27 protein-coding genes are annotated in these 21,811 nt (G+C 56.6%); 18 read left to right on the plus strand and 9 right to left on the minus strand.

Features of this window, described 5'->3' with window-relative positions:
* Positions 1–33: 33 nt before the first annotated feature.
* Both ASC96_RS22520 and ASC96_RS22525 read left to right on the plus strand, forming a co-directional pair.
* Complete coding sequence (locus tag ASC96_RS22520) at positions 34–1,074, plus strand: hypothetical protein (protein WP_060505320.1); 1,041 nt, start codon at positions 34–36, stop codon at positions 1,072–1,074.
* Positions 1,074–1,520, plus strand: a complete 447-nt coding sequence (locus ASC96_RS22525; RefSeq protein ID WP_060505321.1) for a hypothetical protein — start codon at positions 1,074–1,076, stop codon at positions 1,518–1,520. Before ASC96_RS22520 ends, ASC96_RS22525 begins: the two co-directional genes overlap by 1 nt.
* On the opposite strand, the gene ASC96_RS22530 is transcribed toward ASC96_RS22525, so the two are convergent.
* Positions 1,477–1,737, minus strand: a complete 261-nt coding sequence (locus ASC96_RS22530; RefSeq protein ID WP_210171874.1) for a hypothetical protein — start codon at positions 1,735–1,737, stop codon at positions 1,477–1,479. The genes ASC96_RS22525 and ASC96_RS22530 overlap by 44 nt on opposite strands.
* Here ASC96_RS22530 and ASC96_RS22535 point away from each other — a divergent pair.
* The 5 genes from ASC96_RS22535 to ASC96_RS34310 are packed head-to-tail and all read left to right on the plus strand — an operon-like array spanning position 1,727 to position 4,530.
* Entirely contained in the window at positions 1,727–2,131 is a 405-nt protein-coding gene (locus ASC96_RS22535; protein ID WP_244482269.1) for a phage tail terminator-like protein, read from the plus strand. The two genes, ASC96_RS22530 and ASC96_RS22535, sit on opposite strands and share 11 nt — an antisense overlap.
* 2 nt (positions 2,132–2,133) lie before the next feature.
* Positions 2,134–2,616, plus strand: a complete 483-nt coding sequence (locus tag ASC96_RS22540; protein ID WP_060505324.1) for a hypothetical protein — start codon at positions 2,134–2,136, stop codon at positions 2,614–2,616.
* 10 nt (positions 2,617–2,626) lie between these two features.
* On the plus strand, positions 2,627–3,028 hold the full coding sequence (locus tag ASC96_RS22545; RefSeq protein ID WP_060505325.1) for a hypothetical protein: 402 nt from the start codon (positions 2,627–2,629) through the stop codon (positions 3,026–3,028).
* Positions 3,029–3,051: 23 nt separating this feature from the next.
* A complete protein-coding gene (locus ASC96_RS22550) occupies positions 3,052–3,357 on the plus strand; it encodes a hypothetical protein (RefSeq protein WP_060505326.1) in 306 nt (101 codons plus the stop codon).
* 57 nt (positions 3,358–3,414) lie between these two features.
* A complete protein-coding gene (locus ASC96_RS34310) occupies positions 3,415–4,530 on the plus strand; it encodes a M10 family metallopeptidase C-terminal domain-containing protein (RefSeq protein ID WP_060505327.1) in 1,116 nt (371 codons plus the stop codon).
* Positions 4,531–4,620: 90 nt separating this feature from the next.
* Here ASC96_RS34310 and ASC96_RS22560 read toward each other — a convergent pair whose 3' ends face one another.
* Positions 4,621–4,977, minus strand: a complete 357-nt coding sequence (locus ASC96_RS22560) for a hypothetical protein (RefSeq protein WP_060505328.1) — start codon at positions 4,975–4,977, stop codon at positions 4,621–4,623.
* The gene (locus tag ASC96_RS22565) at positions 4,974–5,366 is read right to left on the minus strand and encodes a hypothetical protein (RefSeq protein ID WP_060505329.1); all 393 of its coding nucleotides are present in this window, start codon (positions 5,364–5,366) and stop codon (positions 4,974–4,976) included. The genes ASC96_RS22560 and ASC96_RS22565 overlap by 4 nt, the downstream gene beginning before the upstream one ends.
* A 386-nt stretch (positions 5,367–5,752) precedes the next feature.
* On the opposite strand from ASC96_RS22565, the gene ASC96_RS22570 reads away from it, so the two are divergent.
* The 11 genes from ASC96_RS22570 to ASC96_RS22620 all read left to right on the plus strand — a co-directional run bounded on the left by ASC96_RS22570 (position 5,753) and on the right by ASC96_RS22620 (position 17,415).
* Entirely contained in the window at positions 5,753–7,543 is a 1,791-nt protein-coding gene (locus tag ASC96_RS22570) for a phage tail tape-measure protein (protein ID WP_156397706.1), read from the plus strand.
* Positions 7,544–7,545: 2 nt separating this feature from the next.
* The gene (locus ASC96_RS22575) at positions 7,546–8,205 is read left to right on the plus strand and encodes a hypothetical protein (protein ID WP_060505331.1); all 660 of its coding nucleotides are present in this window, start codon (positions 7,546–7,548) and stop codon (positions 8,203–8,205) included.
* A gap of 8 nt (positions 8,206–8,213) precedes the next feature.
* Complete coding sequence (locus ASC96_RS22580) at positions 8,214–8,891, plus strand: hypothetical protein (protein WP_060505332.1); 678 nt, start codon at positions 8,214–8,216, stop codon at positions 8,889–8,891.
* Positions 8,891–9,301 carry a hypothetical protein gene (locus ASC96_RS22585; protein WP_060505333.1) on the plus strand — a complete coding sequence of 137 codons (411 nt, stop codon included), beginning with the start codon at positions 8,891–8,893 and terminating at the stop codon, positions 9,299–9,301. Before ASC96_RS22580 ends, ASC96_RS22585 begins: the two co-directional genes overlap by 1 nt.
* A gap of 5 nt (positions 9,302–9,306) precedes the next feature.
* Entirely contained in the window at positions 9,307–14,352 is a 5,046-nt protein-coding gene (locus ASC96_RS22590) for a phage tail protein (protein ID WP_060505334.1), read from the plus strand.
* 15 nt (positions 14,353–14,367) lie between these two features.
* The gene (locus ASC96_RS22595) at positions 14,368–15,057 is read left to right on the plus strand and encodes a hypothetical protein (protein ID WP_060505335.1); all 690 of its coding nucleotides are present in this window, start codon (positions 14,368–14,370) and stop codon (positions 15,055–15,057) included.
* Complete coding sequence (locus ASC96_RS22600; RefSeq protein WP_060505336.1) at positions 15,054–15,308, plus strand: hypothetical protein; 255 nt, start codon at positions 15,054–15,056, stop codon at positions 15,306–15,308. The genes ASC96_RS22595 and ASC96_RS22600 overlap by 4 nt, the downstream gene beginning before the upstream one ends.
* On the plus strand, positions 15,305–15,532 hold the full coding sequence (locus ASC96_RS22605) for a hypothetical protein (RefSeq protein ID WP_060505337.1): 228 nt from the start codon (positions 15,305–15,307) through the stop codon (positions 15,530–15,532). Before ASC96_RS22600 ends, ASC96_RS22605 begins: the two co-directional genes overlap by 4 nt.
* A 207-nt stretch (positions 15,533–15,739) precedes the next feature.
* Entirely contained in the window at positions 15,740–16,609 is an 870-nt protein-coding gene (locus ASC96_RS22610) for a hypothetical protein (protein WP_060505338.1), read from the plus strand.
* A complete protein-coding gene (locus ASC96_RS22615; protein WP_060505339.1) occupies positions 16,606–16,872 on the plus strand; it encodes a hypothetical protein in 267 nt (88 codons plus the stop codon). Before ASC96_RS22610 ends, ASC96_RS22615 begins: the two co-directional genes overlap by 4 nt.
* 135 nt (positions 16,873–17,007) lie before the next feature.
* Positions 17,008–17,415 carry a hypothetical protein gene (locus ASC96_RS22620; RefSeq protein ID WP_060505340.1) on the plus strand — a complete coding sequence of 136 codons (408 nt, stop codon included), beginning with the start codon at positions 17,008–17,010 and terminating at the stop codon, positions 17,413–17,415.
* A gap of 17 nt (positions 17,416–17,432) precedes the next feature.
* Here ASC96_RS22620 and ASC96_RS22625 read toward each other — a convergent pair whose 3' ends face one another.
* The 6 genes from ASC96_RS22625 to ASC96_RS22650 form a co-directional block, all read right to left on the minus strand.
* The gene (locus tag ASC96_RS22625) at positions 17,433–17,819 is read right to left on the minus strand and encodes a hypothetical protein (RefSeq protein ID WP_060505341.1); all 387 of its coding nucleotides are present in this window, start codon (positions 17,817–17,819) and stop codon (positions 17,433–17,435) included.
* Between the two features lie 632 nt (positions 17,820–18,451).
* Positions 18,452–19,255 carry a hypothetical protein gene (locus ASC96_RS34315; RefSeq protein ID WP_060505342.1) on the minus strand — a complete coding sequence of 268 codons (804 nt, stop codon included), beginning with the start codon at positions 19,253–19,255 and terminating at the stop codon, positions 18,452–18,454.
* Between the two features lie 140 nt (positions 19,256–19,395).
* On the minus strand, positions 19,396–19,638 hold the full coding sequence (locus ASC96_RS22635; protein WP_060505343.1) for a hypothetical protein: 243 nt from the start codon (positions 19,636–19,638) through the stop codon (positions 19,396–19,398).
* A complete protein-coding gene (locus ASC96_RS22640) occupies positions 19,635–19,934 on the minus strand; it encodes a hypothetical protein (protein ID WP_060505344.1) in 300 nt (99 codons plus the stop codon). Before ASC96_RS22640 ends, ASC96_RS22635 begins: the two co-directional genes overlap by 4 nt.
* A gap of 50 nt (positions 19,935–19,984) precedes the next feature.
* Complete coding sequence (locus tag ASC96_RS22645; protein WP_060505345.1) at positions 19,985–20,788, minus strand: Ku protein; 804 nt, start codon at positions 20,786–20,788, stop codon at positions 19,985–19,987.
* 3 nt (positions 20,789–20,791) lie between these two features.
* Complete coding sequence (locus ASC96_RS22650) at positions 20,792–21,649, minus strand: Ku protein (RefSeq protein WP_060505346.1); 858 nt, start codon at positions 21,647–21,649, stop codon at positions 20,792–20,794.
* Positions 21,650–21,811: the final 162 nt, after the last annotated feature.

A 21,811-nucleotide genomic window follows, 5' to 3' on the forward strand; every position in this document is an offset into this window, starting at 1 on the left:
TCGCAAATGACAGGATTTCCGAGGAAAAATTGCATGACCTTCGACGAGCTTCTTTCCCAGTATGAGCCGAAGGTTGCCGCGGCATTTCGCGAAGCCATCGAGGCGATCAAATCCTCCATCGTCCTCAAGACGATCGTGGAGCGATTGGAGCGCGGCGATATCACGGGCGCCGTGGCAGCGGTCCAGTTTGAACCCGAGGCTTTTGCCGCGTTGGAACTGTCCCTACGGGAAGCGTTCAACGCCGGCGGCATCAACATGGTTCAGAGCCTGCCGTTGTTGATATCGCCGGACGGAACGCGGGTGCTGTTTCAGTTCGGGGTGCGAAACCTGGAGGGCGAGCGACTTATCCGGGAGCAGTCATCCACACTGGTCACCAACATTACTGATGATCAGCGGGAAGCCCTTCGCATGGGCTTCGAGGCGGGGCTGTCCAAGGGCCAGAACCCAACGAAAACAGCCTTGGACGTTGTCGGGCGCGTGAACCGGATCACCGGTAGACGGGAAGGCGGCTATATCGGCCTTACGAGCCGACAGGTGGAATTCATCGCCAGAGCAAAGGAAAACCTCTTATCCGGCGATCCGGTGGCCATGAGCAAGTACCTTGACCTTAAGACCAGAGATAAGCGGTTCGACCGAACCGTGGCGAAAGCGATCCGCGACGGTAAGCCTGTCGACGCAGAAATGACGCGCAAGATCATCATGCGCCTTTCCGACAAGAACCTTTTGCTCCGAGGCGAGACGATCGGGCTTGAAGAAACTCGCACCGCTCTGTTCTCGGTTCGCGACAATGCCATCCGCCAACAGGTGGAAGCGGGCAAGATCACCGCTCAGGAGGTGACAAAGAAGTGGAAGCATTCCGGCTCCGAACATCCGCGTATGCAGCATGTCCAGATGGCCACACAGAATGCCGTGCCGCTCGACATGCCTTTCGTGGCACCTGACGGGACGATGCTGATGTATCCGCATGATCCAAAGGCGCCGGCAAGGCACCGGATCGGCTGCAAGTGCCGGGTTGAGTACGACATCGACTATATCGCCGCTGGCCTGCGCCGTTATCGGGCACGCGCTGCCTAATGGCCACTCTGTCATTTGCCGCCGCCGTGGCCAACTTCGCAGAGAAGGTGCCGGAAGCCATCGAGGCTGTGCGGAACCAGAGCGCTGCCGATGTAGTCAAGGAAATGCAAACCCTCGATATTGAGGGTGGCCGGATGCCATTCGAGACGGGATTTCTGCAACAATCACTGTTGGCGTCCACGGCGACGATGCCGAGCATCAATTCTGGAGCCAATCCGGTCGAGGGGCGGACGTATAAGTTCGACTTCGGCATCATCGAGGCAGTCATCGCGGGGGCGTCTTTAGAGGACGACCTGTATTTCGGCTACACGGCCGCCTACGCGGGTCATCAGGAATACGGTGCCAACGGTCGGCCCGCCGCGGGTTTTGTCCGCCTGGCAGCGCAGAACTGGCCGGTGCACGTCAATCGGAATGCTGAGAAGGTTCGGAAGGCATTTGGGCTGTAGGCGCTTCCATCTTCATCATCAGCGTCATCTGGAAGGTGAAGAGCGAGAGCCGGGCCGCCTTCAGCGTGTTGTTTCCAAACTCTGACGCGCCGTCTTCCTTGGCCAGCAAAAGCCAGGCCTCGTGGAGGCGTTCGTGAACCTCGCGGTCCGATAGGGGCGGCTTCTCTTTCATAGGTAATCGGTACATGGCGACGAGCACGGACGCAATGATCTTCACTGCGCTGGGAACCCACCTGCGTACCATGCCCGACGTCCTACCAATCGCGGGGCCAAACGTAGGGTTTCCAGCGGCAGGGCAGCCAAAGCCGGGTAAGTTTCTCGAACTCCTCTTCCTGCCCAACAGGACACGTCAGATCACGCTCGGCGATGACCCGCAGCAGAAGGTCGGCATCCTGCAGGTGTCGGTCATGTGGCCGATCGGCAGCGGCATCCCAGATGCGCTCGATGTCGCTGGCCAGATCATCAACCGCTTCAAGAACCAAACTCTATTCGCATCTGGCGTGAGGATCACGATCAGCAGCGAACCCTGGGCATCGAGCCCAATCCAAGACGTCGACCGCATGAAGGTGCCGGTCACGATCCCCTATCACGCCTTTGAACAGGAGAGCTGAACATGGCGAACAAAGCAACGAAGAAGGGCACGAAGGTCTATGTCTGCGCCACGGCCCAGAACAGCGATCTCATCAGCAGCACATATGCCGCGTTGACCTGGGTTCAGGTTGGCAAGGTGGGGAACGTCGGTGACTTCGGCGCCGACAGCACGATGAATTCGTACAACACCCTCGACGAGGCAGTAACCCAGAAGCAGAAGGGCACGGCCAACGCCGGTGACCCGCAGATTGAAGTGGCTTCCGTCGCGGCCGATGCGGGGCAGGTGATCCTGCGGACCTTCGGCGACCCGCTCAACCAGGACAACATGGCCATCAAGATTGAACGCAACGACGGCGGCGCTGGCTTCACCAACACCATTTTCTATAGCCGCGGCGTTGTGTCCGGCCCCCTCTATCCCGGCGGCGGCTCGGATGATTTCGAGCTCGAACGCTTCACCATTGGTCTCAATCAGCTTCCGGTTCGCGTGAATCCGGTAGCGGCGTAAGGAACAGCACATGGACATTTCGAAGCTCGTCAATTCCGAGGACCTCTTCACTCTCAAGCTCACCGGCCCCGATACCGACGAACTAGTCGGTATCACCTTCATGATCCGCTCGAACGAGAGCAACGAGGTGAAGAAGGTTGTCCGACAGCACAGCGACAAATTCCTCGCCAGCCGGAAGAAGAAGCTGACCACTGCCAAGGTCGAGGACGAATACCTCGACAAGGCCGCAGCCTCGATCGCCTCCTGGGATTGGGGTGATCACGATTGGAAGGGTTCCAAGCCGGAACTGACCTTCGAGATGGCGCGTGAGGTTGTTGAAGAAGCCGGCTGGATCTACGACCAGGTGGCCGCAGCCTCGGAAGACCGCGCAAATTTTACGAAGAGCTTGGGGAAAGGCTCTGCGAAGTCGTAGCGCTCAGCGCGCGATACGACTGTGTGAAAGACAAGGACGGTGAGACCCGGCGAGAGCGAAACGAAAGCTTCGAGATCGATAGTCCCGACGTTGAGGTTCCGGAGAACGGCTATTTCCTCTGGGAATGGTTCTGGGAGTTGCGCGAAAGCGCAGCCCCCGGGTTCTCCGGCCCGGCGCCGGTCTCCAATCAGGAACTGACGGCTTGGGTCGGGATTACCGGCAATATCGTCCGGCGCGAGGAGGTTCGCATACTGAAGGTGATGAGTTCTCGCTATTGCGCTGAGATAGATAAGGAGAGCGAGGCTATCCGGGAAAGAGAGACTGAGTAGCAATTGACTCAGTCACAACAACCCACAATATACGATCATTGATGTGGGGTGTTTAGAATGGCAATTTATTTCGGAACTGATTTTGCAGAGACGTTCGCCGGAACCGGGGGAGACGACAGCATTTTCGCTGAAGGTGGGGATGACATCATCTTGGCGTCCGGCGGAGCTGATAAGATTGACGGTGGAACCGGCAGGGATACGCTCATCCTTAGTGGTCGGAAATCCGACTACTCGATTGTGACGTCTTTTGACAGCTACCTTGGATCCAGCGCAGTGCTTAGAGATTTAAGGGCGAGTTTTGCCGATGGCATACTTATCACGGGCGACGTGGAGATATTGCAGTTTGCGGACGGCATCATCGAAGTAGATAAGCCATCACAGCCTGACTTCCCTACTTTTCCAGAACTTGACTTGCCGCCAGGTTTTCTTGCCCTTTCCAACGAGAACATTTCAGAAAACATGTCGGTTGGGACGATCGTAGGGACCCTCTCAGCAATCGACCCTGAGGGAAAGGCCCTGACCTACCATCTCAATGGCACGGGATCCGGATTTGCTATCGCCGGTGATAAGTTGGTTACGACCAAGGCATTCGACTTTGAAAAAATGGGATTCTTCAAAGAGATTATCATTCAGATTGAGGTGAGGGATCCAAGCGGTCAAAGCACAAGTCAGCCATTCTTTATCAAGATTCTCGATGTCGTTGATCAGATCACAGGCTCTGTTCGCGGGGACACACTTCGCGGTGGGTCCGGGGCCGACGTAATTAGTGGGCTTGCTGGAAACGACAAGTTGTTGGCCGGGGAGGGGGCGGATCAGTTGATAGGTGGTGTCGGACAAGATACCTTGACTGGCGGGATCGGCGCCGACCGTTTCATATTCCAATCCATCCTCGATTCTAAAATCAAGCAGATGGACATGATCACCGATTTCAACCTTGCCCAAAAAGATAAGATCGACCTCTCGTTGATTGATGCTAACTCCAAGGTGCAGGGAGATCAGTCATTTGTCTACCTTGGCTCGAAGGCATTCACTGGCAAAGGCGGGGAACTCCGTTTTGAGAAGGCCAAGTCCGACACCTACATCTACGGCGACGTGAATGGCGACAAAAAAGCGGATTTTGCCATCCAACTCGATGATGCGGTGGCGCTTTCAAAGGGATATTTTATTCTTTGAGGGCGTCTAACAGGAGCGATGGCAAAGGCGGCTTTCGGGCCGCCTCTTCCTAATTGAGAATGATCATGGAAGCTGCTTTTCGGGCGGACGTTACTGGGAAAGCTCCGATTTTAGCGAGGCAGCTAAATCACCGCAGAGCTTCTCGTTAAACAGCGAAAAGCTGCTGGTTTCCTTTTCCTGAGGGCGATCGGCCAACGTCTTAGCGATGGTCGCGGTACGTCCTTCGGCATCTGGCAATTCAATGCTCTGCGCAAATCTCAGGAATGCAGCAGTCGCGTCTTTGAAGATTTCAGGCCGATCGAGCCTTTTGTTGCAGCCATCCGCGAACGCCAAGCGCATGACCACCTTTTGAAAGGCCTTCTGTTTATCAGGGGGAACCTGGATTTGTTGAGTATGCGCAGGCAGCGCGAGCGCCAGATAGACTGTCAAAGCTGCCACGTACCTCATTTGAATTCCTCTTTGGAGCCGTCTTCATAAAGAACAGCCGAGACACAAATGATGGCGGTTACATCTTGCTTGCGGACCTTTGGAAGCCGTGCGGCACTCCAACTGCCGCGTTCCTTGTGAATTGTCTTCGGCGGAACAACGACATCAGGGTCTAATGCGAGATTGGCGATGTTTTCTCCGAATGGATCAGAGAAAACAGCTGTCGCCTTCAGCATCTGGATCTGCTTGTCGCCATTGTTCTGATAGTCGATCGACACCTGCACGCTGCTGTAATCACCCTCTTTAGCAGACCAGTCCATCACCGTAATGAGCTTATCATTTCGGGCGCCACAGTCGCTGGCTGCAGCAGTGCCCGCAGTCAGTGATGCCAAAACCGCCAACCAACGCATGAATCATCCTCCGATTGAAAAATCGGACGATACCGCGCGCGCTTCGTAAAGGTAAAGCTATGTCAGACGTCGCCCAGCTTGGAATTCAGGTGACCAACAAGGGTGTCAAGGAAAACACCGACGGCCTGGACAAGCTTTCCGGAGCGGCCGCTCGGGCCGAAGCTGCGACCGATGGCCTTGCAGGCGCTAATCGCGGAGCCGTGGGAGCGGCATCGGCTGCGGCAAAAGCTTATGCGAATGAAGGAGCAGCGGCGGCCTCTGCGTCCAAGCAAATCGAGATGGCCAACCGCGCAGCCAACCAGAACACTGCTGGCCTTGCTAGAACTCATAACACCGCAAATCTTGCTGCACAGGGTTTTGACATCGTCACCACTGCGGCCGGCGGCATGCAGGCCGGGCTGATCGGTATGCAGCAAGGCCTGCAGATCGCTCAAGTGGCGATGATGTCCAACGGCAGCTTTGCCAAGGAGCTTGGCGCTTCACTTCTCGCGATGCTTTCGCCTATAACTCTGATTGCTGTAGGCTTCACTACGCTCGTAGCCGTGCTTATTCAGGCCGTGAATTGGGCAAAACTTGCACAGTCGGCATTGAATACACTCGCCGACATACTTGACGAGATTGCACCGTACGCTGTCGCCGCTGCTGCTGCGCTGGCGCTGCTCTATGCCCCGGCCATTATCGGAGGCATCATCTCGGTTATTGCATTGCTCGCTCGCCTGGCCGTCGCTTCCGTCACGGCAGGCGCTGCAATGCTGGCGGCAAATCCTGCCGGCGCCATCGTTCTCGGCATCGTCGCGGCTGTGGCTGCTGCAAACATCTTTCGCGATGAACTAGCTGAGATATTTGGCCGGGATATCGTTGCCGACGCCAAAGCAGGCGTGAACTTCATTATCGCGGCCTTCGTGGGTGGTTTTAACGGCATCAAAGCGATCTGGGGCATGCTGCCATCGGTGCTAGGTGACGTTGTGTATTCGACGGTTGCTGCTGTGATCGGCGCGATCGAGAGCATGATCAACAGCGCGATCGGTGGGATAAACAACCTCATCAACGAGGCCAAAATGGCCGCACTCAAGATCGGCGTACCACTCAACGTCGATTTCGTTTCGGCAGTCTCCATCGACAAGCCTACCAACCCTTATCCAGGGGCGGCAGGAAAGGCTGCTGGCCAGTTGTTCGAGGAGATGAAGGCGGCTCAAGGCACTGACTATGTTGGCGGCGTGACCGATGCGATTGCGAAGGGGGCCTCCGCTGCTTCGGAAAAGCTGAAGGAACTGGCGAAGGGTCTTACAGACGTTGACGCGAAGGCCAAGAAGAAGGCCGGCGGAAAGTCCGACACGGAAAAATATTCCGAAATCGTCGACGGTGCGGAACGTCGCATCGCTGCGCTTGAGGCGGAAAGAAACGCTCTGGGCCTGTCGGAAGAGGCCGCGGCGGCGCTCCGCTATGAAACGGAGTTCCTCAATCAAGCCCAGCAGCGGGGGATCACTCTTACCGCAGCACAGAAAGGGGAACTGTCGGCGCTTGCCCAGGTCATGGCTCAGACAGAGGCTGAGACCAAGAAAATGGGCTTGGCTATCGAGTTCTCGAAGGACCTCACGAAGGGCTTCTTCGATGACTTCTTCTCAAGCATTGAGAGCGGAAAGTCTGTCTGGGAATCGTTCGGTGACGCTGCCCTTGGCGTTCTCGACCGGATTGCCGACAAGCTGCTGAACGATGTGGTTGATGCTCTCTTCGAGGTCAACAAGGCCGGTTCTGGCTCGGGAGGGGGGCTGCTCAGCGGCATTCTCGGTCTGTTTGGCGGCGGCCAGATGGGGATCGCCAAGGCAGGCGGCATAGGCATGTACGCTGCGGGTACGCCTGCAGCTCGCCCCGGTGTTGCTTGGGTGGGTGAGAAAGGCCCTGAACTCGTTCGCTTCAAGGGTGGGGAGGAGGTCATCCCGAACCACAAGCTGCGGGCCAGCAATCGGAACAATGCTGGGTCCGGCGGCCAAGGCAATTCTCATTTCACTTTCAACTCGAATGTGACCGTGTCTGGGAACGGCGACAAAGAACTTATGTCGCGCATGCAGCAGGCCACCCAAACCCAACTGCGGGAGGGTTTTGACCAGTTCAGCAGGAACGTTCTGCCAGGCCGAGTAAATCAGATCAACGAAGACCCATATGCAGTGGGGGCTTAAGGATGAGCCTTTCTTTCCCACTATCAAACGCCGCTCTTGCGGACCGGCTCCCCATTGAATCGGTTCGGTGGTGGCTTGAAGGCCAACAAGAATACTCTGGTCTCGGTTCAGGTGAGTTTCTTTCCGCAGACCTTGGCCCGAAGGTGTGGAAAGCAGAGGTTCGAATTGCGCCACTCTACCACGCCGATGCGCTTGAAATTCAGTCGCGGATCGAGGCTCTGGATGGATCGATGAACAGCTTTTACCTTTACGATCCTCGCGCGAGATATCCGCGTGCGGATCCCGACGGAACTTTAATGGGGTCGGCTACACCCGTGATCGCGACGCTTGGAGCCAACAACAAGTCATTGACAGTGTCCGGCTTACTCGCAGGCTACATCCTGTCGGCCGGCGGTATGTTCCACTTTGACTATGGATCGTCTCCGGTTCGCCGGGCACTTCATCGCATCGTCGAGACGGTGACGGCAAATGGCTCTGGCGTGACGCCAGCCTTCGAAGTGAGGCCTCATTTCAGGCCAGGGGCCACTACTGGTTTGGCTATTCAGTTCATCAACCCATCGGCCAAAGTTAAACTTATTCCGGGTTCGTTCGAGCCCGGTACCGGCCAGGCGGGGACCAGACGAACCGAAGGCATGTCCTTCCAAGTACAGCAAACCCTTTAGGATAAATCATGGTGCGTGCAGTCGATGCAACCACGTCTGCCTATGTGCAGGCGCGCAAGGGCGTTATCCCGCGCAACTTCGTCTGGATTTCGGCGAAGAACCGGGAAACCGGCGCGGTTGAGTCCGCTGGCTTCTGGAATGGCCTCGATACTGTCGATGTCACGGTCATCAGTGGCACGACCGGGGAAGAGGTTACCCGGACGTATACGGCGTGGGGCTCTCTCCTCAAAATCGATCCGATACAACGTTCGCCGGAGATCACTATCCGCACGATCAAGCTGACGCTTAGCCAAATCAGCCCCGCCGTCCAGCAACTATTTCGGGGTTACGATACACGCCTGGCGCCCATCGAAATCCATCGCGGGTTTCTCGATCTCGACTCGCATCTCATCATCGCGCCTCCGGTCATTCGTTTCATCGGATGGATCAATAAGGCGCCTATCATGACCCCCATCGTAAAGGGCGAAGGCAGTGTGACCGTTGATGTTGTGTCGCACTCGCGCATGCTGACGCGGACCAACACTGCGAAGCGATCCGATGAAAGCCAGAAGCTGCGGAGCGGTGACCGGTTCCGTCGCTATTCTAGCGTGGCCGACCAGTGGGATTTCTGGTGGGGCGAGAAGCGCGGAAAGATCGATGCCGTGGTGAAGACTGCCACCAAAGAAGTTTTCAAGAAGGGTTCGTGATGCGGCTTCCCGACTGGCACTCCCGTCTCTCCGACTACATCGATGCTGTCCGGCAGACGCCTTTCGCCTATGGCAGTCATGACTGTGCGCTGTTCGCTGCCGGCGCTGTCGAGGCGATAACCGGTGTTGATCCGTCCCTCGAGCTGCGCGGCAAATACAAGACGCTTATGGGTGGCCTTCGCCAGCTCAAAAAACTTGGCTTTGCTGATCATGGGGAGTTTGCCGCCTCCTTGTTTGAAGAGGTTCACCCCTCGCATGCGCAGATTGGTGACATCGCGTCCATCGATCTGGGCGGCGGCGCCATTGCTCTCGGTGTTGTCCAGGGCTCCCGCATCTTTGTGCTCCGGCCGGATGTGCAGGGCATGGCCACCGTCGATCTCCTAACCGCCTCGAAAGCCTTCCGGGTCTGATATCCATGAAACTCATCACGGTTCTTCTCGCCGCATGGTTCATGCTGGCGACGACAACGGCTGCGCATGCCGATCCGGTTTCGCTGATTACCGGCCTGATCGGTGCCATCAGCAGCATCGGCGCCGTTGGCCAGTTGCTTATCGGTGTCGGCCTCAAAGTCGGCATGTCTTTGCTGGAGCGCGCGAGGGCCAAAAAGAACCAGCCGCAACAGGCAGGCGTGCAGGGGTCGCTGCGGACAGGTGGCGATAACCCGCTGTCGTTCATCGTCGGCACCTACGCGACGGCCGGATCGCTCGAATATGTCGGCACCTGGGGGAAGGCCAACAAAACGCCGAACGCCTATCTGACGCAGGTTATTTCGCTGTCGGATCTGCCCATCACGGCCATGTCAAACAAGGTCTGGATCAGCGGCAAAGAGTGCACGATTGACTGGTCAGCGGAGCCGGTGGCGCAGGGCTATCCGGTTCTGGAGTACCGCGTCGAGGGCAAAGACTTTTTGTGGGTGCTGTTTTTTGACGGCACTCAGACGGCGCCAAGCCAGTTTCTGCTTGATTGTTTTCCCGGCGGTGATCGCCCGTGGCAAGCCGACATGATCGGTCGCGGCATTGCTTATGCTGTCGTTACGGCGCGGATGAACCGGGAAATCCTGACCTCTGGCCCGTCCTGCACATTCGTGCTGCAGGGCATCAAGGTCTATGACCTGCGCAAGGATGCGACGGCCGGCGGCATCGGATCGCAGCGCTGGGGCGTGCAGTCCACCTACCAGTTTTCGGACAACCCGAAAGTCATCGATTACAACATCAAGCGCGGCATCTACTACGACGGCCAGTGGGTCTATGGCGGTCAGGGTATGCGCGCCTTCCAGCTGCCGGCATCCAACTGGATGGCGGCGATGAACGAATGTGACCGTCAGGTTGCGCTTGCTGGCGGCGGCACGGAAAAGCAGTTCCGTTGCGGCGGCGAAATCACCGTGGATTATCAGCCCATCGAAGCCTGCAAGGAACTCGACAAGTCCTGCAACGGCCGCACCGCCGAACTCGGTGGCATCTATAAGACTATCTGCGGCGCGCCGGGACCGTCTGTCTATGCGTTTACTGACGACGACATGGTCATCACTGAGCCGCAAACCCTCGACCCGTTCCCTGGTCTAGAGGACACGGTCAACGGTGTGAATGCGACCTATCCAGAGCCTTCCGAAGCCTGGACGATCAAGGATGCGCCGCCGCGCTACAATGCGACCTATGAGGCGGCCGACGCGGGCCACCGCCTCTTGCTCGATATCGCTTATCCCTTGGTGCCGTACGGCAAGCAGGTGCAGCGCCTTACCCGCACTCTACTTCGTGAGGGGCGGAATTTCCGAAAGCAGACTGGCGTGCTGCCGCCGGAGGCATGGCTGATTGAGCCTCTCGATGCGGTAACGTTGACGTCTGTCAGGAATGGATATGCCACCAAGCGTTTCCTGATGGGTGAAATGGATGACCTGGACAACGTCAACCAAGGGGTCGCCTTCACCGAGCTTGACCCGTCCGATTATGACTGGTCGCCAAGTTTCGAGCTGCCGACCAGTGTCGGGCCGCTTGGCCCGATCGAACTTGCACCGCAGCCAATGCCGGACGACTTCATGGTTGAGCCTTTCACGGTGAAGGATGCCAGCGGCCGAGACCGCCGCCCCGGTATCAAGGTGAAATGCCCTGCCGATCTCGACGATGTGCGCAACATACGCGTTACCGTTCGCTTGAAGTCCAGCGGTGCCGAGGTGTTCAAGAGTGATGCGACGCCTTACGTCGATCCTTTCGAATGGGTCATCAGCGGCCAGTGGACGTTGCCCGCAACTCAATACCAGGTGAGCGGCCTGCTCATCCCGTTTAGCAACCGCCCCACGGAACCGTCTGCCTGGAAAGACGTCACCACGCCGAACATCCAGTTGATCGCCGACGACATTCTCGACGGCGCGATCGTCGCGGGAAAGATCGCAGATGCAGCGGTTACTGCGTCGAAGATCATGGATGAGGCTGTCACCAACCTCAAACTTGCCGAAGCTGCTGTCAGCACCTCGAAGATTCAGGTCGGAGCGGTAGTTACGGAGAGCATCGGCCTTGGGGCCGTCATTGGCAGCAGGATCGCGGATGCCGCTGTCACCGGCGCCAAGATGGCAGCGGCGACGATCGATGCTACGAAGTTCGCGTCCGGCATCCAGCCTGTTGGCATCATTCCCGGGACCACGGTTCCGACCACCAAGACGACAGACGTCATCACGGTCAACGGCAAGCTGTATCGCTGGAATGGCACTGCCTATGTCGTGGATGTAGCCTCTTCAGACATTACCGGACAGATCATCGGCAACCAGATTGCCGACCTTGCGATCACAAATCCAAAGCTTGCTGCCGCCGCTGTCGATGCTGCAAAGCTGGCCAACAACGCGGTCACAAACACCAAGATTGCGGACGATGCAATTTCAACACCAAAGCTCCAGGCAAACTCGGTTGTAGCGAGCGTCATTGCTGCAAGCGCAATCACCGCCAAGCACATGGTGCTGACAGACTGGAGCAACTTGGTCCCTGACAACCAAATGCTCGACAGTTCCGGCGTGTCATGGTCAATGGCAAATGGCTGGCATCAGCACCTTGAAACCGTGTTTAATGGTTCCAAGAATTCTTGGGTGTTTGACGGTGGTCCTTGGGGCTCTGGTGGATTCACTGTCCGCAACAGCAGCCGACCGTTCCCCGTAAAAGGTGGACGCGAATATCGTTGCAGTAGCGGCATTTATTCAAATCACGCTTATCAAGCGCAAACCAGAATTTCGTGGGTGAATGCGGCTGGCGCAGAGATATCATATTTTGACTATCACGTTCGTATTGCTGCTGCGTTCACCGGCGCGGTTGTCAGTACAAACGTGACCGCTCCCACCGACGCCGTTACGGCGGTTATAAACACTTTTGTTCAACGAGATAACACTCTCGGACCTGTGTATTTTGGTGCAATCGGTTGCTTTGAGCGCAACGCTGCAGAGCTAATTGTCGACGGTTCCATCATTACCAACATGCTCATGGCTGGTGCAATCACCGCTGACAAGTTGGGCGCGAACTCGGTCGTTGCTGGTAAGATTGCCGCTGGCGCAGTATCTGCAACAGAGATTGCGGCTGGTGCGATAACCACAGGCAAGCTGGCTGCCGGCTCGGTGGTTGCGGACAAGCTTGCCATTGGCACGTCAAACAACCTGATTCCCAACGCTGATTTCAGTGCAGGAACGACCAATTGGGTGCAAATCTATACAAATGGGGGCACATGGGCACCTCTGTTAATAAGAAATGACTCGTACGCTATTCCGACAGGTTCTTTGCAAATATGTCAGCAAAACCCACCGGTCAACGATCGGTATGCCGATATCCAGGTTAGAAACCCTGACGATACAAACAAGCTGCTTCTAGCAGTAACGCCGGGCAAACGATACGAGGCGTCTTTCTATGCCTATGGGCATAGAAGTAACTATGCTCGATTTTATATTGAATGGTTGACAGCCGCCGGAGTAATAATCGGCCATGACTATGTGGATGTTGCCACCCACCAAAATGGCAACCCGCAAAGAGATCTTGGCAACTATACAAGAGGGTTCGTGTTCCCCCTTGCGCCAGCTGGAGCAGTGAGCGCCTCACTATTTTTCCGCGTTTATGGCAACAGCGCAGCCTTTGGTAGTGACAGCTACACTTGGATTGCTCATCCTTATTTTGGCGAAGCACAGCCGAACCAAACCGAGCCGTCAATGTGGTCGTCGGGTGTCACAACTCTCATAAGCGATGGCAACGTTGTTACAGGAAGCATCCACGCTAACAAGCTGGTCGCCCTTTCAATTACGTCCGCTCAGATCGCAGCGGGTGCGATTACCGCAGGCAAGATTCAAGCGGGCTCTGTGACGGCTACTGAGATCGCAGCGGCCACGATCACGGGCGCGAAGATTGCAGCTGACACAATTGGCGCCACTCACATCGCAGCCAACGCAATCACCGCAAAGCAGCTTGTTATAACCGATTTCAACAATCTGGTCCCCGACAACCAGATACAGGATTACTCAGGCGTGTCCTGGTCTAACGCGAACGGCTGGTCGGCTTCTGGCCTGAACGTGTTTCCAGACTCACTTGGCACATTGATATACAATGGTCCGTTTGGTTCCGGCGGATATACAGCAAAGACCAGCAGTCTGCCGTTCTCCGTTAAGGGCGGAAAGCAGTATCGTCTCATTGGCTCTTCGTACTCCAATCATGCATACGAATGCCTAATCAGAGTGGTCTGGTATGATGCTAGTGACGATCAGATTAGTTACGTGGACTATCAAAACCGCACAGGACCGGCAGGTACTGGAGATACTTCCAACGTGACGCTAACGGCGCCAAACACCGCTCGTCGGGCGCGCATTAATTGTCACGTTCAGAGGAACACCACAGCCGGTCCTGTTTACTTTGGTTCATTTGGTTGTTTCGAACGAAACGCTGGCGAATTGATCGTTGATGGTGGCATTATCGCCAACCACCTTTCCGCCAACTCGGTCACTGCCGCTGCCATAGCGGCTAACTCGATCAATGCCGGACATCTTCAGGCGGGGTCGATCACCACTGATAAACTTCAGGCCGGGTCCATCACCACCGATAAGCTGATCCTTGGCGGAGTTACGGTGGATAAGATTGCGCCTGGTGCCGTTTCAGCAGCCTTCAGCGACACGCTCGCAGCTGGGGCGTGGTCTGGAGGGAACAGAGACCTGAGTATCACGGTTGCCCACGGGACAGGGTCACCAACCGTTCTTCTCTTCGGGACCGGCGGCGCTACAGCACATCCAACCGATGGCGATAAAACAATCACATTTTCGATGCGCACGACCGGGCAGATAAACGCCATCGCTGAAGATGTGGCGCAAGGCAAGAAGGGTAGCGGGACAATCATCGCTGTTCACACGCCAGGCTCCGGCACGTCGTCCACCACTTACACTTTCAGAATGGCAGCCGGCACGATGTCCAGTGCCGACCTTATGACCATGATGGTTCAAGTTCTAAAACGCTAATCAAAGGAGTTCGGTATGTACCGGATCGACAGCATACATGACACGGCACTGGAAGCCTTTTTCAAGGCACGCACGGAGAACAAGGTGGAACGCTGGATGGGCGCCTTCGCCTGGTGGTTCTATCGCCAGCATATCGGCAATGCCCAGGACTTCTGGGCCGCAACGGCCGGCAAGCTGACCGCAGCCCTGCCGGACGCCGATCGCGCCGCCATGAGTGCGCAGCTGAGCAAGGCTGAAGATGCTTTTGTCGCGCAGGCACCAAGCGAGTGGCCGGAAACGCCACAGCATCTCGTCGCCTATATCGCGGGCTGGGACCCGGAAGCGCCGGCCGTCGACATCTCGGTTCTGCGCTCCGATGCGGTGGCCAAGATCGACCGGGAGGCCGAGGTCTATCGTCTGCGGTTCATCACCAACGGGTCCGGCCAGGTGATGGCCTATCAGCAGAAGCTGGCCGAGGCGAAGGCCAAGGTGGCGAATGCAAGCATCCCGAACGCCTCCATTCCACACATTGTTGCCGAGGCGGCGATCGATGGGGTCAGCCTGACAGAGAAGGCAGAGCAGATCGTCGCGACTTTCGAGGCATGGCAGGCAATTTCCGCCGGTATCGAAGGAAAGCGGATGGCTGCGAAAAAGGCCGTGGCTGAGGCAGAGACCGCCGAGGCGATCACGGCAGCTGCCACGGTCAATTGGGAGGCAGGCGAATGAACCGGCGTTCGTTTATCTCGCTAGTGTGCGGTGCTCCACTGGCGGCCATTGTGCCTGAGGTTGCGCAGGCTGCCGCCGTGCCGGAACTCATCGTTGATGGTGCGATAACCGCCAAAAGCATCTGCGCAAACGCGACCACCGCGACAAGGATTTCGGCCAACGCGGTCGTTACGGCGAAAATCCTTGGAAATGCCATCACTGCCGAGCAGCTCGCCTTGGGCTCAATCAGCACCGTAAGGATATCGATATGAGCTGCCTCATTCCCCTCATGGAAGATCAGATCGAGCTGTTACAGAAGCAGGTCAAAAATGCCGGGCTCTCCCATGATGCACAGCATGCGAGGATCACCGCACTAGAGGCGGAGAATGCGGCATTGCGTGAAAAGCTGAATCCAACACCAGCGATGATGGTCGGCGCCGAGCCCACAATTGATACTTCAGGCGAAGATCAGCAGCGGAAGCCCGAGCACGAATAGCGTTAAGGCTCCAGCTGCCGTGGCGCGAGCCGCCTTCATTAGGCGATATCGCCTACCATCCCAGTCGTAAGTCATTTCCTGCCCCTCAGTTTCGCACAGACTTGGTGCGACGCGGCAGAAGGTCAATCCCCCACATCACAGGAGAGCCCAGTGCGCGATATCATCTCGGCTCAATGGCTTGTCCGTGTCTAATCAAAGGACATCGATATGAACCTAACAACGTTCTTCGCATACGCGAGGCGCGCGCCTTTCGGTGGCCGCCTGACACAGGCACAAATTGACGGGATGACTGCCATCCTAACCGAATGGGACAGGCGCAAGCTGCTTGATAATCGGTGGCTGGCCTACATGCTTGCGACTGCGTTTCATGAGACCGGCGGCAAGATGCAGCCGCTTCGCGAAAACATGAATTACACCAGCGCTGCCCAGATCAAAAAGACCTGGCCCACGCGGTTTCCCTCCATTGCCAGCGCCCAGCCGTTTGTTCGCAACGGACGCGCCTTGGCCAACAAGGTTTACGGCGGCCGCATGGGAAACACCGGGGCCGACGACGGATGGATCTATCGTGGCGATGGCCTCCCACAACTGACTGGAAAGAAGAACTTCCAGAAATTCAATGTGCAGCCCGGCATGAACCTGGTGACGGCGGTGCGCATCATGTTCGACGGCATGATCAAGGGCCTGTTCACCGGCGAAAAGCTTTCCGACCATTTCGGACAGATCGCAAACGATCCGGTTGGCGCTCGCCGCATCGTCAACCGGTTGGACAAAGCGAAGCTGATCGCAGGCTATTTCAAGAGCTTCATGGATGCCCTCGAAGCGGCGAGGGAAGTTCTCCCGCCTGTGGATGTCACTAACGCGGATGCCAAGGCCGATGACAAGCCCGCCGGCCAGAGCGGCACGGCAATAACCACCGTGCTTGTTCCGGCCGCTACCGGCTTGGCTGTGCCGATCGTCACTGGCATCAACAATGTCTACGCGCTTATCTTTGCTGTGGCGCTGCTTGCAGTCTCAAGCCTCGCGGCCTTCATGTTCCTCTCTGGGCGCTGGTCGATCAACCGGAGCAAGGCGACATGATTTCCCGCGCCTCCCTTGCAGCCGGTGGCGTCGTCGGGCTCATCTTCGGCCTGCTGCTCTTCCATCTCATTAACATTGCTGTATGGCGCCCTGCGGCAGTCAACGAGGGCAGGGAGATCGAGCGATCCGCGATCCTCAAGCAGGTCATGAAAAACATCGAACAGCGGGGAAAGACCAATGCCGAAATACGTGTTCTTGATTCTAGTGCTCTTTGCCGTGAGCTGGGTGGCCGCTGGGTGCCAGAGCACCGCGTCTGTGACTGATGGCAGCGGCTTCGAACTGCTGACACCATCGCCTGAAACCCGCGCTTTCATCGTCGCCAATGATCAAACGTTCGGCCGGCAGGTGGCAGGGCACAACAGAACCTGCAACGCGCAGCCCAGGTGTCGGAAATAGATATGGCTTCAAACGATGACATCATGCTCGCGCTGGGGAAGGTTCAGGAAGGCGTTGATCGCCTGCGGGCCGATTTCCAAGATGAAAAGCAAATGGCCCATGAAAGTCGCTCGGTTATCCACCAGCGGCTCGACAACCAGGCGCAACAGATCGCCCACATGGAGACGACGATTGCAGTCAGGGGGCAGATAGACGCTCAAGTGAGGGGTGAAATCCAAGCCCTCAAAGAGACGGTGGAGAAGAATCAGGGCATCGTCGCCCCGGCGCTGGAAGAATGGAAGCGGATGAAAACACTTGGTGTCGGCATCAGCGGGCTAATCGCTCTCGCTGGGCTGACAATCGGTGGGATCGTTGCCTATATGAGCGAGACGGCCGTTTCCGGTATCCGGCATTGGCTGAAAATCCCGTGATCGCGTACCGTCACCTGCTACCAGGAATTCAGGCCGGAACGCTTCTTTCCCACAAAGACTTCAGCCTGCGAGGGCGATTTCACTCGCCAAGTTTCGCAAACCTCTTTCCCGGAATCCAACGCTTCCCAAGCTCGGCAAAACTTGTCGCCTTTTATCTTCCACGTCCCTCGCAGTGTTATTGTTTTTCCATCGTCCGTCTTTGCCGATCCACTGCCGGTTCCGTCCTTCGCCAGGACCAGCGTCCCAACGTAGCCTTCACCTTTGCCGCCGAGGGTGATTGCCTTGCCATTAGCCAGAAGGGCCTCCAATTGCGGGCCTTTCATCACCTTCCCAGCGGCGTCCGCGTCGATAGCGCCTGCAGCAAGCATGAGCATAGCCGCAGATGCAATTGTGATCTGTTTCATAACGCTACTCCCTCTCGAATGGCGTATCTCATCATGAACGCATGTACGGGACAATTTGGCTATTGGGAGTAGGGATGTCCTCGGTCGATAACTTTGGTCTCGCCGTCAACCTTCGTCCAGGTCAGCGGCCAGTCCGCGCGGCTTCGCTGTTTACCTTACGGCATAACCTTAACAAGAGGTAAACGAGCAGCGGAGGTGAAGATGTGCCAATTTGGTTGCGTCGGGTGAGGGAGGGCGCTCGGTGCATTTGAGCACGAAAGCATTTAAGCTCCCGCTGGTAGCAGCGGGGGCTGTTTTGCGTGCTTAAAGCCTATCAAAACAGCTTCGTTGAACGTGCTCAGCCCTCCCAGGCGACCAACTTACCTTCATCAACCGCCGAAAAAATGGGTATGGGAGGCGAATGTGGAAGGGTCGGATATCCTTGAAACGCCGTTTGGGACGGAACATCCCAACACGCGAACGCTTGCTGTAACCGTCGGTGGGCGAATATCAGTCCTCGGGCCTCTCGCCGATGAGATTGAGGCGACGACAGCCGGCAGGGAATATGCAACTAACTGCGGCACCACCACTCCAGAATGACGGCTTCTGACTTATTCGTACAGGCCGCAATTACAAGCCGCGGGGCCATATTCTCAAAGCAGAAAATCGTCTTTGTAAAGAGTGACAGAGGCGTCGATCTTTATGGCGAAATCGGCTTTCCTGTCACCGTCCACATCGCCATATACGAATGTGTCTCCATTGGCTTTTTCATAACGCAACTGTCCCGGTTTCCCAGTGAAAGCCTTGGAACTAATCCAGGAAAACGCCTCGTCACCCCTCACTTTTACATTTGCATCGATCCCGGAGACATCAATGGTGTCCCCTTTTGAGTACGCCGTGTGTTTGTCCCAAGCGGTAATGACATCGGGATTCTTAACGGTGCTCTCTGCTCGATACTTGAACATGAAGGTATCTTCACCCTTGCCACCAGAGAGCACATCGCGGCCTAAACCTCCATAAAGGACGTCGTTCCCGGCATCGCCATACAATCGATCATCCCCATTGCTGGCGATAATCTTATCTTGGCCTCGGTCGCCTTTCAGAATGTCGCTACTGGCGGTGCCCCTGATAATATCCTCGAGGTCTTGCACCCCAAACGAAACTGACGCGCTGTCGCCATCGGGACCTGAGATGTAGAGCTCGTAACGGAAGGGCTTGCCCTGATAACTGTCGTAGTCGAGGTCCGCATCAATAACGATCCGATTGCCGTCAATGCGGAAAACCGAAGTACCCACCTCCCACTCACCAGTTATACCCCTATAGTCGACCCAGGCGTTCTGGCTTAACGTGAGGTTCGAGCCCTCAGGAGCGGATATTTCTGCTATCGCTGTGCCTACCGCAATTCGCTCGGGAACACCCTGGGGAAACAAAAGACTGATTGTTATCTGGTTGGCCAATATTTGGATCCTTCACGAGCGCGGACTCTACCTAGAGTCGGTACTATTGTCTGACTCTGCGGCAATTGGCAATTTAGTCGATGGGTTGCGGCACACGTTGAACCTGCCGCGAACGCTAAGGCCACGCTGAGCTAGCGAATTCAGTCTATAATCTCGGTGTCCTCATCGACCTTCGTCCACGTCAACGACCATTCGTCCATGCTGCCTTCGTTGTAAGTGTATGTGCCGTGGTCGGCGATACCTGTGTCCATAGTGACCCAATCGGGAGGGGCAGCGCCTGGCAGGTCAAGGACGCGGAGATATTCATGTAACTCGGCCAAATCGGAGACGTGTTTGATATCCTGTCGGCCAGGTTTTGCGATCGTCCAAGCATAGATCGTCATGATTTCCCTCGCTCTCTGACATAGGCATTTACGAGCCGATCGGCCGATGGGAAGGCGCCGAAGTCATTGGCATCGCCGCTGTCCCTGGTCGGTGGGTCTTCGGCCGGATCGGGGTCTTCGGCATAGGCGATCCGCATATTTTTCAGGACTTCTTCCATTGCGCTGATTGTCTCGATGGTGCCCCAACCATGCGTGGTGGCTTGGTCGAGTATGTCTTGGAGCGGCCCGTCTACCTCCTCCTGGCATAGAAGATGGCGGTCCTCGTGAGATGCTGGGAACTTGGGCTGGTTGATCATCGTGGCTCCTCCATTTCGCTGGAGAACTGGTGCCGATCTCGTTGGTTCCATCAACGGCTACGCTGCTTGCTCTCTTCAAGACTTTTCTTCAGCGCTACCATGATGTCGATGACGTTGTCCTTGCCCCCCACTGGCGATCCTTTTGCCGTCGATTTCGTGGGTTTCTTTATCGCCTTCTTTTTGGCCGCGATGAGTTCGAGATACTGATCTTGGATCGGATCTGTGATCGGAGCCCATTTCTTTGTCTGCCGCTTGATCAGCTGTTTCATCAGCGGCGCAAGGCCACCTTCGGGCTTTGCCCTGATGCCCGAAAAGTACTCTTCCTGCGGTCTCACCTCGTCGCCATAGCGCAATGTCCATAGGACGATGCCCTCATCCCGAGGCTCCAGCATCACTGCGCGCTCCCGCTGGCCGAACACCAGGCGGGAAATCCCGACGACGTTCTCCGCGCGCATAGCGTCACGGATGACCGCGAAAGCGTCCTCTCCAACCTTATCGTTCGGGACAAGGTAATGTGGCTTTTCGAGCCAAATCCACTCGACGGAGTCGCGCGGCGTAAACAGCTCGATCTCAATCGTCCGGACGCTCTCAAGCGCGACCGCATCGAGTTCCTCTTCTTCCAGAATGATGTAGTCGCCTTCGCCGCGCTCGTATCCCTTCACCTGATCATCAGGATCGACCTCCTTGCCGGTGAGACTGTCGACATACCGCGAGGCAACACGGTTGCCGGTGGCACGGTTCATCGTGTGAAAGCGCACCTTCTCGGTGTCACTGGTGGCGGGGGAGAGGGCCACGGGGCAGGTGACAAGCGAAAGCTTCAGGTAGCCTTTCCAGTATGGTTTGACGGCGGCCATGGCTTAGCCTGCCTTCTTGCGAGCAGCCGGTCGTGACGCCGGGGCGGCCCGCTTTGCTGTCGCTGTTCTGGGTTTCGATGCCCGCGCCGATCCAAAGCCGGCACTCATGCGCAGCGCTTCCATGAGGTTTGTCGAAGGCTCGACCTTGGCCTGTTTCTTCACCGCAACCGACCTGCCTTCCAGCTTTGCCTTCACCAGCTCGGCCAGTGCAGCGTCGTAGCGATCATCGAATGTTTTGGGATCAAATAATCCGGCCTTTGTTTTGATGATGTGCTTTGCCAGGTCGAGCATCTCGCCCTCGATCTTCAGCGCCGGGATATCGGCGAATGCGTCCTTTGCCGAACGCACCTGGTAGTCGAAGTTGAGGGTCGTCGCGATGAGCCCATCGCCGTGAGCCCGGATCAAAACCGTGCGGAGACGGCGGAACAACACTGCCTGGGCCAGCGCCCCGACGTTGGATTCTCTCATCGCATCCCGGATCAGAACGAACGTCTCCTCGCCGATTCGATCGGGCAGGAGGTAATAGGGCTTATCGAAGTAGAGATCATCGATCTCGCCGAAGGGCACGTAGGATTGAATGCGAAGCGTCTTATCGCTCTGGGGGACCGCAGCAGCCAATTCTTCTGGCTCGAACAGGACATAACGGTTATCATCGACCTCATAGCCTTTGATCTGATCCTCTTTTTCAACGACCTTCCAGGTGTTGATGTCGACATACTCACGCTTGACACGGTTGCCGGTTTTTCGGTTGAGAGTGTTGAAGGAGACGCGCTCTGATGTCGAGGCGGCGCTATGGAGCGCTACTGGGCAACTGATCTCGGCAAACTTGAGAAAGCCCTTCCAGAGTGCACGTCCGGCCATATTGTTTCTCCCGATGAGCGCGGATCCAACGAAGAGAGGATACGTTTGTTCCGGCTAATACGCGAATCAATTGTGGCATTTAGCGCCTTGTCTATAGTAAGGTGAACCTATCCACGAGTTTTGCGTTAGGGGATTCTGTTTCAGTAGTCCCAAGCAGGAGGG

Origin of the sequence: Rhizobium sp. Root1204 (assembly GCF_001424965.1) — a bacterium.
Classification (GTDB): domain Bacteria; phylum Pseudomonadota; class Alphaproteobacteria; order Rhizobiales; family Rhizobiaceae; genus Pararhizobium.

Coding starts and splice junctions, on each gene's coding strand:
- ASC96_RS22520 (WP_060505320.1), top strand. CDS start 34: ATGACCTTCGACGAGCTTCTTTCCCAGTATGAGCCGAAGGTTGCCGCG.
- ASC96_RS22525 (WP_060505321.1), top strand. CDS start 1,074: ATGGCCACTCTGTCATTTGCCGCCGCCGTGGCCAACTTCGCAGAGAAG.
- ASC96_RS22535 (WP_244482269.1), top strand. CDS start 1,727: ATGATCTTCACTGCGCTGGGAACCCACCTGCGTACCATGCCCGACGTC.
- ASC96_RS22540 (WP_060505324.1), top strand. CDS start 2,134: ATGGCGAACAAAGCAACGAAGAAGGGCACGAAGGTCTATGTCTGCGCC.
- ASC96_RS22545 (WP_060505325.1), top strand. CDS start 2,627: ATGGACATTTCGAAGCTCGTCAATTCCGAGGACCTCTTCACTCTCAAG.
- ASC96_RS34310 (WP_060505327.1), top strand. CDS start 3,415: ATGGCAATTTATTTCGGAACTGATTTTGCAGAGACGTTCGCCGGAACC.
- ASC96_RS22560 (WP_060505328.1), bottom strand. CDS start 4,977: ATGAGGTACGTGGCAGCTTTGACAGTCTATCTGGCGCTCGCGCTGCCT.
- ASC96_RS22565 (WP_060505329.1), bottom strand. CDS start 5,366: ATGCGTTGGTTGGCGGTTTTGGCATCACTGACTGCGGGCACTGCTGCA.
- ASC96_RS22570 (WP_156397706.1), top strand. CDS start 5,753: ATGCAGGCCGGGCTGATCGGTATGCAGCAAGGCCTGCAGATCGCTCAA.
- ASC96_RS22575 (WP_060505331.1), top strand. CDS start 7,546: ATGAGCCTTTCTTTCCCACTATCAAACGCCGCTCTTGCGGACCGGCTC.
- ASC96_RS22580 (WP_060505332.1), top strand. CDS start 8,214: ATGGTGCGTGCAGTCGATGCAACCACGTCTGCCTATGTGCAGGCGCGC.
- ASC96_RS22585 (WP_060505333.1), top strand. CDS start 8,891: ATGCGGCTTCCCGACTGGCACTCCCGTCTCTCCGACTACATCGATGCT.
- ASC96_RS22590 (WP_060505334.1), top strand. CDS start 9,307: ATGAAACTCATCACGGTTCTTCTCGCCGCATGGTTCATGCTGGCGACG.
- ASC96_RS22595 (WP_060505335.1), top strand. CDS start 14,368: ATGTACCGGATCGACAGCATACATGACACGGCACTGGAAGCCTTTTTC.
- ASC96_RS22600 (WP_060505336.1), top strand. CDS start 15,054: ATGAACCGGCGTTCGTTTATCTCGCTAGTGTGCGGTGCTCCACTGGCG.
- ASC96_RS22605 (WP_060505337.1), top strand. CDS start 15,305: ATGAGCTGCCTCATTCCCCTCATGGAAGATCAGATCGAGCTGTTACAG.
- ASC96_RS22610 (WP_060505338.1), top strand. CDS start 15,740: ATGAACCTAACAACGTTCTTCGCATACGCGAGGCGCGCGCCTTTCGGT.
- ASC96_RS22615 (WP_060505339.1), top strand. CDS start 16,606: ATGATTTCCCGCGCCTCCCTTGCAGCCGGTGGCGTCGTCGGGCTCATC.
- ASC96_RS22620 (WP_060505340.1), top strand. CDS start 17,008: ATGGCTTCAAACGATGACATCATGCTCGCGCTGGGGAAGGTTCAGGAA.
- ASC96_RS22625 (WP_060505341.1), bottom strand. CDS start 17,819: ATGAAACAGATCACAATTGCATCTGCGGCTATGCTCATGCTTGCTGCA.
- ASC96_RS22635 (WP_060505343.1), bottom strand. CDS start 19,638: ATGACGATCTATGCTTGGACGATCGCAAAACCTGGCCGACAGGATATC.
- ASC96_RS22640 (WP_060505344.1), bottom strand. CDS start 19,934: ATGATCAACCAGCCCAAGTTCCCAGCATCTCACGAGGACCGCCATCTT.
- ASC96_RS22645 (WP_060505345.1), bottom strand. CDS start 20,788: ATGGCCGCCGTCAAACCATACTGGAAAGGCTACCTGAAGCTTTCGCTT.
- ASC96_RS22650 (WP_060505346.1), bottom strand. CDS start 21,649: ATGGCCGGACGTGCACTCTGGAAGGGCTTTCTCAAGTTTGCCGAGATC.